Here is a 12,745-nt window from a genome sequence, read left to right as displayed (position 1 = left end):
TCTTGAGCCAGGAATATACAGAAGATAAAGACGTTTCGTTACAACCGCTGAGCAGCGGACGTCGGCTGCTGGAAGCGTTGCTCATCCTTGTGGCCTTGTTTGCCATCTATCTGATGGTGTCGCTGGTTAGCTTTAACCCCTCCGATCCCAGCTGGTCGCAAACCGCCTGGCACGAGCCGATCCATAATCTGGGCGGCAGCGTGGGCGCGTGGCTGGCCGATACTCTGCTGTTTATCTTTGGTGTGATGGCTTATGCCATTCCGCCGGTGATCATTGGCCTGTGCTGGATCACCTTCCGCCAGCGCGACCGGCAGGATTACATCGACTATTTTGCGGTGGGCCTGCGGCTGATTGGTGTGCTGGCGCTGGTGGTGACCACCTGTGGACTGGCCGCGCTGAACGTGGACGATATCTGGTATTTTGCTTCCGGCGGCGTGATTGGCAGCCTGGTCAGCAATGCGATGGCGCCGTGGTTCAGCGGTGCCGGTGGCACGCTGACGCTGCTGTGCGTCTGGGCGGCCGGTATCACGCTCTATACGGGCTGGTCCTGGCTGGCGATTGCCGAGAAGATCGGCAGCGTGGTGATGGGCGTGCTGACTTTTGCCAGCAACCGCTCGCGCCATGATGAACCCTGGCAGGAAGAAGAAGAATACGACGACGAGGCGCACTCCGACGAGCCGGTACCGGCACTGCGCGCTGCGCCAGCCCAGGACGACGACGATGACGTGCTGCTGGCGAAACCTCGTCAGGTGACAGAACCTGTGGCTGAGGTTGCTGGCGACGATCCCCTGCTGGCGAAAGCCAGTGAAGCCGCGCGTCAGGTGCCGGCCGTCGCTGCGCCTGAGCCATCTGCACCGGCCATGAGTGCGCCACCACAATCTGCGCCGTCGCCGGAGCCTGCCGCTGCACCGGTTGCCAGTACTCCTGCTGCGCCTGCGGCTCCAGCCACCGAACCCGCTGCGGCTCCGCCGCTGTACCGGTTTGAAGTGCCTGCCTCACCGGCCACCGACGCCTTTTCGCTTGCTGAAGAAGATGACGGCCCGCGCATGGGCAACTGGCAGAGTGCCGATCAGGCCGCTACTCCGCTCAATGCCGCCGCCGCTGCTGCGCTCGGTTCAGCAACGGCTGCGGCCGCTGCGCGCACCGCCGCTTACACGCCGGCCTTTGATGTGGTGCCGGAGCGCGACTACAACCCGCAGGTAAAACAGGGCATCGGTCCTGAATTGCCGCGTCCGAACAAAGTGAAGCTGCCGACCCGGCGTGAGCTGGCCTCATACGGTATCAAACTGCCATCGCAACGCATGGCAGAAGAGAAGGCACGTGAAGAGGCCGACCAGCAGCAGCCGGAAATCAGCGCCAGCTGGCAAGTGCCCCAGCCGCACGATGACGATAATGCTGCGCTGCAGGAAGCCCAGCTGCGCGAAGCGTTCCATTCGCAGCAGCAGCAGCGATACGGCGACAGCTGGCAGCAGCAGCCGGCAGAGGAAGAAGATGAAGAGGCGCTGCAGCAGGCTCAGCTGGCGCAGAAGTTTGCTCAGCAGCAGCAACAGCGTTACAGCCAGCCTGAGCAGGAGAGCGCGCCGGTATTTAATCTGGATACCTCAGCCGCGTTTGATTTCTCTCCGATGAAAGATCTGGTTGATGACACGCCGAGCGAACCGCTGTTTACCATTGCCGCCACGCCAGAGCCGGACGTTCCGGCCCAGTGGCAGCAGCCAGCGGCACCAGAGCCGACGGTACCCGCATCGCTGAGCGAGGAAACCAGCCCGTGGTCAACGCCAGACGACGAGGTTTACGCCGCGCCGGCTGAAACGCCGAAGCCTGTCGCCCCTGCGCAGGACAGTCTGTTCCACCCCTTCCTGGTGCGTCACGAACAGCCGCTGGAGAAACCTTCCACGCCGCTGCCGACGCTGGATCTGCTGACGTCGCCGCCAGCGGAAGAGGAACCGGTGGATATGTTCGCACTGGAACAGACCGCGCGTCTGGTTGAAGCGCGTCTGGCGGATTACCGCGTGAAAGCCGAAGTGGTGGGCATCTCTCCAGGGCCGGTAATCACCCGCTTTGAACTGGATCTGGCGCCGGGCGTCAAGGCGGCACGTATTTCTAATCTGTCGCGCGACCTGGCACGTTCGCTCTCTGCCGTTGCGGTGCGTGTGGTTGAGGTGATTCCGGGCAAGCCTTATGTCGGCCTCGAACTCCCCAATAAACATCGTCAGACCGTCTATCTGCGTGAGGTGCTGGACTGCGATAAGTTCCGCGACAACCCTTCGCCGCTGTCGGTGGTGCTGGGTAAAGATATTTCTGGTCAGCCCGTGGTGGCCGATCTGGCGAAGATGCCGCACCTGCTGGTGGCCGGTACCACCGGTTCAGGTAAGTCGGTTGGCGTCAACACCATGATCATCAGCATGCTGTATAAAGCCACGCCGGAAGAAGTGCGCTTTATCATGATCGACCCGAAAATGCTCGAGCTGTCAGTGTATGAGGGCATTCCACATCTGCTGACGGAAGTGGTCACCGACATGAAAGACGCGGCCAACGCGCTGCGCTGGAGTGTGGTCGAGATGGAGCGCCGCTATAAGCTGATGTCTGCGCTGGGCGTGCGTAATCTGGCCGGCTATAACGAGAAGATCGAGCAGGCTGCCGCAATGGGCCGGCCAATTCCGGACCCGTTCTGGAAGCCGGGCGACAGCATGGACACCACGCCGCCGGTGCTGGAAAAACTGCCGTACATTGTGGTGCTGGTTGATGAGTTCGCTGACCTGATGATGGCGGTGGGCAAGAAGGTCGAAGAGCTGATCGCGCGCCTGGCCCAGAAAGCCCGTGCGGCAGGTATTCACCTGGTGCTGGCTACCCAGCGTCCGTCGGTGGATGTGATTACCGGCCTGATTAAGGCCAACATTCCGACGCGCATCGCCTTTACCGTGTCCAGTAAAATTGACTCGCGTACCATTCTCGATCAGGGCGGTGCGGAATCCCTGCTGGGTATGGGTGACATGCTCTACATGCCACCTAACTCCTCCATGCCGGTACGTGTTCACGGCGCCTTTGTGCGTGACCAGGAAGTGCATGCGGTGGTGCAGGACTGGAAAGCGCGTGGGCGACCGCAGTACATCGACAGCATTACCGCCGGTGAAGAGAGTGAAAGCGGTGGTGGCGGCCTGGACGGCGATGAAGAGCTGGATCCGCTGTTTGACCAGGCGGTGGCGTTCGTGGTGGAGAAACGCCGCGCGTCGATCTCCGGCGTGCAGCGCCAGTTCCGTATTGGCTACAACCGCGCGGCGCGGATTATCGAACAGATGGAGGCGCAGGGCATTGTCTCGGAGCCAGGCCACAACGGTAACCGTGAAGTGCTGTCACCGCCACCTCACGAAATGTAAGACTTTTCTCCGCAGTGTTATGCCGGGCCAGTGTAAACTGGCCCGTTGTTTATCTGTGGTCCGATCCCCATATCATTGGGAGCTTTCGGCTTTTTCTCCTGTCGTACTGACGGAGCGGCGACTACGGTTAATGCAGTAAGTGTCAGGAAACCATGAATAAGGAATCGTATCAGATGAAATTTCGCGTTATTGCCTGTGGCCTGCTGGCCGGTTTTGTTGCTTCTTCTGCCCTGGCGGATGCTTCCAGCGATCTGCAGCAGCGCCTTAATAAAGTGAACAGCTTCCATGCCAGCTTCAGTCAGAAGGTGACTGACGGCAGCGGCGCAAATGTGCAGGACGGCGAAGGCGAACTGTGGGTAAAACGTCCGAGCCTGTTTAACTGGCACATGACTGCACCGGACGAAAGCGTGATTATCTCCGACGGTAAAAATCTGTGGTTCTATAATCCTTTTGTGGAACAGGCGAGCGTTAGCCTGCTGCAGAATGCCACCAGCAACACGCCGTTTATGCTGATTGCGCGTAACCAGCCCTCTGACTGGCAGCAGTACAACATTAAGCAGCAGGGTGATAATTTTGAGCTGACGCCTAAAAGCAGCGATGGCAACCTGAAACAGTTCACCATCAATGTCACTTCCGCAGGCACCATCAATCAATTCAGCGCGATCGAGCAGGATGGACAGCGCAGCAGCTATCAGCTGAAGAGCCAGAAAAACGGCGCTATCAGCCCGGATAAATTCACCTTTACGCCGCCAAAAGGCGTAACGGTGGACGATCAACGTCAGTGAGGTGAGGGTGAGTAACCTGTCGCTGGATTTTGCACCGTCAAATGAGTTCAGACCGCTGGCTGCGCGTATGCGGCCAGCGACGCTGCAGCAATATATTGGTCAGCAGCATCTGCTCGCGGCCGGTAAGCCGTTGCCGCGCGCTATTGAGGCGGGTCAGCTGCACTCCATGATCTTATGGGGACCGCCGGGTACCGGTAAAACCACGCTGGCGGAGATCATCGCGCATTACGGCAAAGCCGATGTCGAACGCATTTCAGCGGTGACTTCCGGCGTTAAAGAGATTCGCGAGGCCATTGAGCGCGCGCGGCAGAATCGCCAGGTGGGGCGTCGCACTATTCTGTTTGTTGATGAGGTGCATCGCTTCAATAAGAGCCAGCAGGATGCGTTTCTGCCACACATTGAAGATGGCACCATCACCTTCATTGGCGCAACCACGGAAAATCCCTCCTTTGAACTGAACTCGGCACTGCTGTCGCGCGCCCGCGTTTATCTGCTTAAATCGCTGACCAGCGCAGATATTGAACAGGTGCTGGATCAGGCGATGCAGGATAAAACGCGCGGCTACGGCGACAGCGATATTCTGTTACCGGACAATACCCGGCGCATGATCGCTGAACTGGTCAATGGTGATGCACGACGCGCACTGAATACGCTGGAAATGATGGCCGATATGGCTGAGCTCAATGCGCAGGGACAGCGGGAGCTAACGCCACAGCTGCTGAATGAAGTGTCGGGTGAACGCGCGGCGCGTTTCGATAACAAAGGCGACCGCTTTTACGATCTCATCTCGGCACTGCACAAATCGGTTCGTGGTTCAGCCCCGGATGCGGCGCTTTACTGGTACGCGCGCATCATCACTGCCGGTGGCGATCCGCTGTACGTGGCGCGGCGGCTGCTGGCGATTGCTTCGGAAGATGTCGGTAATGCCGATCCGCGCGCCATGCAGGTAGCAATTGCCGCATGGGATTGTTTTACCCGCGTCGGGCCTGCGGAAGGGGAACGTGCAATTGCCCAGGCAATTGTTTATCTGGCCTGCGCGCCAAAAAGCAATGCTGTTTATACCGCCTTCAAAGCGGCGATGCGTGATGCACGTGAGTTCCCGGATTACGATGTGCCGGAACATCTGCGCAATGCACCGACGAAGCTGATGAAAGAAATGGGCCTCGGCAAAGAGTACCGTTACGCGCATGACGAACCCAATGCCTATGCGGCCGGCGAGGTGTTTTTCCCGCCGGAAATGGCGCAGACGCGCTACTATCAACCCACCAATCGTGGCCTTGAAAGCAAGATCGGTGAAAAACTCGCCTGGCTTGCTGAACAGGATCAAAATAGCCCGATAAAACGCTACCGCTGATAAACGCGTTACGGTAAGGTGAGCAAGGATTTCAATGCATTCCGGTGGAATGCATCCCTCCATTCGTTCAATCAACCTTTTATTACACAGGATAAGCATGCTCGATCCCAATCTGCTGCGTAATGAGCCAGACGCAGTCGCAGAAAAACTGGCACGCCGGGGATTTAAACTGGATGTGGATACGCTGCGCTCCCTCGAAGAGCGTCGTAAGGTGTTGCAGGTAGAAACTGAAAACCTGCAGGCTGAGCGTAACTCCCGCTCCAAATCCATCGGTCAGGCCAAAGCACGTGGGGAAGATATCGAGCCGCTGCGTCAGGAAGTGAACGCGCTGGGCGAACGCCTGGATGCGGCGAAAGCAGAGCTGGATACCCTGCAGAACGAAATTCGTGACTTTGCGCTTGCGCTGCCTAACCTGCCGGCCGATGAAGTGCCGCTGGGTAAAGATGATAGCGAAAACCAGGAAGTGAGCCGCTGGGGCCAGCCGCGCCAGTTCGATTTCCCGGTGAAAGACCATGTTGAGCTGGGTGAAGCGGTCAAAGGGCTGGATTTCGCCTCGGCGGTGAAACTGACCGGTTCACGCTTTATCGTGATGCAGGGCCAGATTGCCCGTCTCCATCGTGCGCTGAGCCAGTTCATGATCGATCTGCACAGCCAGCAGCACGGTTATCTGGAAACCTACGTGCCGTATCTGGTGAACCACGAGACGCTGTACGGTACCGGTCAGTTACCAAAATTTGGTGAGGATCTGTTCCATACCAAACCGCTGGGCGAAGAAGCAGGCAGCAGCAACTATGCGCTGATCCCGACCGCCGAAGTGCCGCTGACTAACCTGGTGCGCGATGAGATCGTTGAAGAGGAATCTCTGCCGATCAAACTCACTGCCCACACGCCTTGCTTCCGTTCCGAAGCCGGTTCTTACGGACGCGATACGCGCGGTTTGATCCGTATGCACCAGTTCGACAAAGTGGAGATGGTGCAGATCGTCGCACCGGAAACCTCTATGGAAGCGCTGGAAGAGCTGGTCGGCCATGCAGAGAAAGTCCTGCAGCTGCTGAACCTGCCGTACCGTAAAGTGCTGCTGTGCACGGGTGACATGGGCTTCGGCTCAGCCAAAACCTATGACCTGGAAGTCTGGCTGCCGGCGCAGGACACCTACCGTGAAATCTCCTCCTGCTCGAATATGTGGGATTTCCAGGCGCGCCGCATGCAGGCTCGCTGCCGCAGCAAAACGGACAAAAAACCGCGTCTGGTGCACACGCTGAATGGTTCAGGCCTGGCGGTGGGTCGTACGCTGGTAGCCGTGCTGGAAAACTATCAGCAGGCGGATGGTCGCATTGCGGTGCCGGACGTGCTGCGCCCGTATATGGGCGGGCTGGAATATATCGGCTAATTTGCACTCATGCACAAACCCGGCTCAGGCCGGGTTTTTTATTTCTTAAGCGCATCAGCCATTATTTTTTAACCGGAATTAATCAGAAATAAACGTTATCGTAATGGCTGCGCGTCAAACCATCAAAAATGTATAAATTCATGTAGATAGATTCAGATATAAGACCTTTCTCAAGCCCTGTAACCCGCTGAAGATAAAAATAATAAATTGTTCAGCAGCAAAATGTGCGGCGCTGTTTTTTTGCACATTGACTTTGCCATCGTCAATGGCAAACTGCGCGCAAATCTGTTCATTTCTTTTGGTTTTATTCCCTATGTCAACCTGGTCGCGCCCCGTCCTGCTGCTGCTTTGCGGCTTAATGCTAATGACGGTGTCTATTGCTGTGCTTAATACGCTGGTGCCGCTGTGGCTCACTCACGATCAACTGCCGACCTGGCAGGTGGGCATGGCGAGCTCTGCTTATTACACCGGCAACTTACTGGGCACCTTGCTGGCGGGCTGGTTGATTAATCGCTATGGCTTTAATCGCTGCTTTTACCTTGCCAGCGTACTGTTTGCGCTGGCAACCATGGGCATGGTGCTGCTGGACGGCTTTTACAGCTGGACGCTGCTGCGCTTCACCGCGGGCGTAGGCTGTGCACTGATTTGGGTGGTGGTTGAGAGTGCACTATTGTGCAGCGGTACCGTGCGCAATCGCGGTCAGCTGCTGGCCGCTTACATGATCATCTACTATCTTGGCACCGTTGCCGGTCAGCTGCTGGTGAGCCGTGTCTCGACAGAACTGCTGCACGTCATTCCCTGGGTGAGCGCGCTGATCGTCTGTGCCGTGCTGCCCGTGGTGTTTGTGCAGGTCAACGCCGGTGCGGCTACTGAAGAAGCCTCAACCGGGCGTATCTGGAGCATGCTGCGCCGCCGCAGTTCGCGTTTGGGTATCAACGGCTGCATTATCTCCGGTATCGTGCTCGGTTCGCTCTACGGCCTGATGCCGCTTTATCTTTCGCATCAGGGCATGAGCGATGCCACCGTAGGTTACTGGATGGCGCTGCTGGTCAGTGCCGGGATTGTCGGTCAGTGGCCGGTAGGACGTCTTGCCGACCGCTTTGGTCGCCTGATGGTGCTGCGCGTGCAGGTGTTCGTGGTGATTCTGGGTGCGATTGCTATGCTGAGCGGAACGGCAATGGCACCGGCACTGTTTGTGCTGGGGCTGGCTGGCTTTACGCTTTATCCGGTGGCCATGTCCTGGGCGTGTGAAACGGTGGCGCATCATGAACTGGTGGCGATGAATCAGGCGCTGCTGTTCAGTTATACCGTTGGCAGTCTGGTCGGGCCGGGGATGACCGCGATGCTGATGCAGAACTATTCCGATCGCCTGCTGTTTGTGATGATTGCGGTGGTGGCGCTGGTCTATCTGGTGATGCTGCTGCGTAAAGCCGATCAGCATGCAACACCGGTGGCGCATGCCTGATGGCAGTGCTTAAACGGGACATTCGCAACCTGTCGCAAATGTCCCGGCGGTAACCCCTCTGTTTCTTGCCGGCGAAGCTTCAGCTGCAGGCCAACCGTCTTAATACATGACGTTGTGGCCGTAACCGGCAAGAATATTTTTCACCCGCTCCATGGTCTCTTTCGTTGGCGGCTTCACGCCTTCCAGCTTGTACTCTTCACCCATCGCAATCCATTTATGCTTGCCGAGTTCGTGATAAGGCAGCAGCTCGATCTTCTCAATGTTACTCATGCCTTTAGTAAATTCACCGAGGCGATGCACCGAATCGTCATCGTCCGAATAACCCGGCACCACCACATAGCGAATCCAGGTCCTTTTACCGCGCTTTTGCAGATAGCGGGCGAAATCCAGCGTGCGGTGGTTTGACACGCCGACCAGAATCTCATGGATATCATCGTTGATCTGCTTGAGGTCGAGCATCACCAGGTCAGTTGCATCAAGCAGTTCATCGATCACCGGATCGTAACGGCGCACAAAGCCGTTGGTGTCGAGGCAGGTATGGATGCCCTCGGCCTGGCAGGCGCGAAACCAGTCGCGCACAAATTCAGCCTGCAGAATGGCTTCACCGCCGGATGCCGTCACGCCGCCACCAGACGCATTCATAAAGTGGCGATACGACAGCACATCCCTCATCAGCTCATCGACGGTGATTTCCTTACCGCCGTGAGTGTCCCAGGTATCGCGGTTGTGGCAGTACAGGCAGCGCATCAGGCAGCCCTGGAAGAAGGTGATAAAACGGATGCCGGGACCGTCAACGGTGCCGCAGGATTCAAACGAGTGGATACGACCGATGGTTGACATTGCGATGTATTCTCCGGTTCAGCCTGGCGCGCAGGCGGCACAATCTGTGTTGTGCTCTGAGGATGTAAGTCGGTTTTGCCAGACTGCCTGCAAAAGCAGACTGGCGAAACTGGCTTGTGGAGAAAAGGCTCCCGCAGGAGCCTTTCGATTACAGTGAGGAGGATTACAGCGACTGAGTAAAGGTACGGGTAATCACATCCTGCTGCTGCTCTTTCGTCAGCGAGTTGAAACGTACGGCATAACCGGAAACGCGGATGGTCAGCTGTGGATATTTCTCAGGGTGCTCCATGGCATCCAGCAGCATTTCACGGTTCATGACGTTAACGTTCAGGTGCTGGCCGCCCTCGATACTGGCTTCGTGATGGAAGTAACCATCCATCAGGCCAGCAAGGTTGGTTTTACGCACGTTATCATCTTTGCCCAGCGCATTCGGTACGATAGAGAAGGTATAAGAGATACCGTCTTTGGCGTAGGCAAATGGCAGTTTGGCCACGGAAGTCAGTGAAGCGACAGCACCTTTCTGGTCACGGCCATGCATTGGGTTGGCACCTGGTCCAAATGGCGCACCGGAGCGGCGACCATCCGGGGTGTTACCGGTTTTCTTACCGTATACCACGTTGGAGGTGATGGTCAGTACCGACTGCGTTGGCACCGCATTACGGTAGGTCTGCAGTTTCTGAATTTTCTTCATGAAACGTTCAACCAGGTCACAGGCCAGATCATCCACGCGCGGGTCATTGTTACCGAACTGCGGATATTCACCTTCAATTTCGAAGTCCACTGCCAGACCATCGGCGTCACGTACCGGTTTCACTTTGGCATATTTAATCGCTGAAAGTGAGTCCGCGGCGACAGACAGGCCCGCGATACCACACGCCATGGTACGGTAAACGTCACGATCGTGCAGCGCCATCAGCGCGGCTTCATAACTGTACTTATCATGCATGTAGTGGATGATGTTGAGTGACGTGACGTACTGTTTTGCCAGCCAGTCCATGAAGTGGTCCAGACGCGCCATCACGGTGTCATAATCCAGCACATCGTCAGTGATTGGCGCTTCTTTCGGGCCGACCTGCATTTTCAGCTTCTCGTCCACACCGCCGTTGATTGCGTACAGCAGTGTTTTTGCCAGGTTGGCACGTGCGCCGAAGAACTGCATTTGTTTACCGACAATCATCGGGCTCACGCAGCAGGCGATGGCGTAGTCATCATTGTCAAAGTCCGGACGCATCAGGTCATCGTTCTCATACTGCAGCGATGAGGTGTCGATGGAGACTTTTGCCGCATATTTTTTGAAGTTAACCGGCAGCTTCTCAGACCACAGGATGGTCATGTTTGGTTCCGGTGATGGACCCATGGTGTACAGCGTGTTCAGGAAGCGGAAGGTGCTTTTCGTCACCAGCGTACGACCGTCAACGCCCATACCAGCCAGTGATTCAGTGGCCCAGATTGGGTCGCCAGAGAACAGTTCATCGTATTCCGGCGTACGCAGGAAGCGCACCATACGCAGTTTCATCACCAGATGGTCAATCAGCTCCTGTGCCTGCTCCTCGCTCAGTTTACCGGCTTTGATATCGCGCTCGATGTAAACGTCAAGGAAGGTGGACACGCGACCAAACGACATTGCGGCACCGTTCTGTGATTTCACTGCTGCGAGGTAACCGAAGTAGGTCCACTGTACTGCTTCCTGCGCGGTGGTGGCTGGCAGAGAGATATCAAAGCCATATTTGGCTGCCATCTCTTTGATCTGGCCCAGTGCGCGGTGCTGTTCAGAAATCTCTTCACGCAGGCGAATGGTGGCTTCGAGATCAACGCCATTTTCCATGTCACTCTGCAGTGAGTTGAACTGAGCCACTTTGTCTTTCATCAGGAAGTCGATGCCGTACAGCGCGACGCGACGGTAGTCACCGATAATACGACCGCGGCCATACGCATCTGGCAGACCGGTCAGCACGCCGGATTTACGGCAGCGCAGGATATCCGGGGTGTAAACGTCAAACACGCCCTGGTTGTGGGTTTTGCGGTAATCGGTGAAAACTTTCTTCAGCGCCGGGTCCAGCTCGCGGCCGTAAACTTTACAGGAGCCTTCCACCATTTTAATGCCGCCAAACGGGATAATGGCGCGTTTCAGCGGGGCTTCAGTCTGCAGACCAACGATGGTTTCCAGCGATTTGTTAATATAGCCCGCATCATGTGAGGTGATGGTAGACGCTAAATCAGTGTCGAAATCAACCGGTGCATGGGTACGGTTTTCAATTTTGATGCCTTCCAGCACGCTGTCCCACAGTTTGGTAGTGGCTGGCGTCGCGCCGGCGAGGAATGCTTCGTCACCTTCATACGGCGTGTAGTTTTTTTGGATGAAGTCACGGACGTTGACGCTGTTCTGCCATTCACCGGCGCTAAATCCTTCCCAGGCTGACGCCATTTTTTCATTCAGTTCGGACATGATATACCTGCCTTATTTAGGGAGACTGTAACGTATGGCGCGCTGCTCAGCACGCCCGTACTTAATGACTCAGTGCGCGGACTCACCGTCGCGCAGATAGATAACCCAATAGGTCAACCCGACTAACAGACCGCCGCCAATGATGTTGCCGATGGTTACGGGAATCAGGTTATTAACAATAAAATCGCCAATGCCCAGTGCAGGAAATTGCGCCGCGCTGGCACCGGTCATCTGCCAGAATTCCGGGCTGGCAAAATCGCGAATCATAATGGCCATCGGGATCAGGAACATATTGGCGATGCTGTGCTCAAAGCCGCTGGCTACGAACATCGCAACCGGTAAAATCATCGCCACCATTTTGTCGAGCAGGCTGCGGCCGGAGTAGCTCATCCACACCGCCAGACACACCATCAGGTTAGCCAGTGTACCGAGGCTTACCGCTTCGATAAACGTATGATGCATTTTGTGGTCGGCGGTCTGTAAGACATTCAATCCCCAGGCACCATTTGCGACCATATGCTCACCGGCCAGCCAAATCAGCGCCACAAAAAACAGCGCGCCGCACAGGTTGCCAACGTAGACATTGAGCCAGTGACGACCCAGTTGCAGCCAGGTAATGCGTCCGCTGGCTTTTGCCACCACGATCAGCACCGTTGAAGTAAACAAATCAGCGCCGCAGACCACTACCAGCATCAAACCCAGTGAGAAGCAGATGCCACCGATTAATTTAGCCATGCCGTACGGCATAGTGCCGCTGCCGGTGGTGGCGGTGATATAAAACACAAAGGCAATGGAAATAAAGACGCCAGCAGTGATAGCCAGAAAGAAGGTGGTTAAGGGATGTTTCGTCGCTTTAAAGACACCGGCATCTTCTGCGACTTTTGCCATCGCCGCCGGTAATAATGAATTAAAAGGGTTGTCAGCTTTCACACTAACGCTCTCCAGAAATTGTCTGTAAAGATACTAACAAAGGAGTATAGGTCAGGAGTTGATGTGGATCATATTTGCCGAAACGGCAGGGTTAAGCAAAGCCGCAAAACGACCAGAAAATCAATTAAGATATTGAAATTTATTCAATAAATAATTTT

Annotated in this window: 8 protein-coding genes; 5 read left to right on the top strand and 3 right to left on the bottom strand. The window is 56.2% G+C overall.

Going from position 1 to position 12,745, the window contains the following annotated elements; all coding sequences use genetic code 11:
* Positions 1-2 precede the first annotated feature (2 nt).
* From QMM04_RS16600 to QMM04_RS16580, 5 genes are all read left to right on the top strand, one after another.
* On the top strand, positions 3-3,377 hold the full coding sequence (locus tag QMM04_RS16600) for a DNA translocase FtsK 4TM domain-containing protein (protein WP_282996564.1): 3,375 nt from the start codon (positions 3-5) through the stop codon (positions 3,375-3,377).
* A gap of 173 nt (positions 3,378-3,550) precedes the next feature.
* Positions 3,551-4,162, top strand: a complete 612-nt coding sequence (lolA, locus tag QMM04_RS16595) for an outer membrane lipoprotein chaperone LolA (RefSeq protein ID WP_010618286.1) — start codon at positions 3,551-3,553, stop codon at positions 4,160-4,162.
* 7 nt (positions 4,163-4,169) lie between these two features.
* Entirely contained in the window at positions 4,170-5,516 is a 1,347-nt protein-coding gene (locus tag QMM04_RS16590; protein WP_021508355.1) for a replication-associated recombination protein A, read from the top strand.
* A gap of 97 nt (positions 5,517-5,613) precedes the next feature.
* Positions 5,614-6,906, top strand: coding sequence for a serine--tRNA ligase (serS, locus tag QMM04_RS16585; protein ID WP_104186998.1), 1,293 nt, complete (start codon positions 5,614-5,616; stop codon positions 6,904-6,906).
* A gap of 313 nt (positions 6,907-7,219) precedes the next feature.
* Positions 7,220-8,371, top strand: a complete 1,152-nt coding sequence (locus QMM04_RS16580; RefSeq protein WP_058769542.1) for an MFS transporter — start codon at positions 7,220-7,222, stop codon at positions 8,369-8,371.
* 99 nt (positions 8,372-8,470) lie between these two features.
* Here QMM04_RS16580 and pflA read toward each other — a convergent pair whose 3' ends face one another.
* From pflA to focA, 3 genes are all read right to left on the bottom strand, one after another.
* Entirely contained in the window at positions 8,471-9,211 is a 741-nt protein-coding gene (gene pflA / locus QMM04_RS16575; protein ID WP_021508352.1) for a pyruvate formate lyase 1-activating protein, read from the bottom strand.
* 163 nt (positions 9,212-9,374) lie between these two features.
* A complete protein-coding gene (gene pflB / locus QMM04_RS16570) occupies positions 9,375-11,657 on the bottom strand; it encodes a formate C-acetyltransferase (protein ID WP_058769544.1) in 2,283 nt (760 codons plus the stop codon).
* A 69-nt stretch (positions 11,658-11,726) separates the two neighbouring features.
* On the bottom strand, positions 11,727-12,587 hold the full coding sequence (focA, locus tag QMM04_RS16565; RefSeq protein WP_125308448.1) for a formate transporter FocA: 861 nt from the start codon (positions 12,585-12,587) through the stop codon (positions 11,727-11,729).
* Positions 12,588-12,745: the final 158 nt, after the last annotated feature.

Origin of the sequence: Pantoea sp. Pa-EAmG (assembly GCF_030024295.1) — a bacterium.
Classification (GTDB): domain Bacteria; phylum Pseudomonadota; class Gammaproteobacteria; order Enterobacterales; family Enterobacteriaceae; genus Pantoea; species Pantoea dispersa.
Note: the sequence above shows the minus strand (reverse complement) of the source record. Positions and strands in the feature narration are given on the sequence as shown.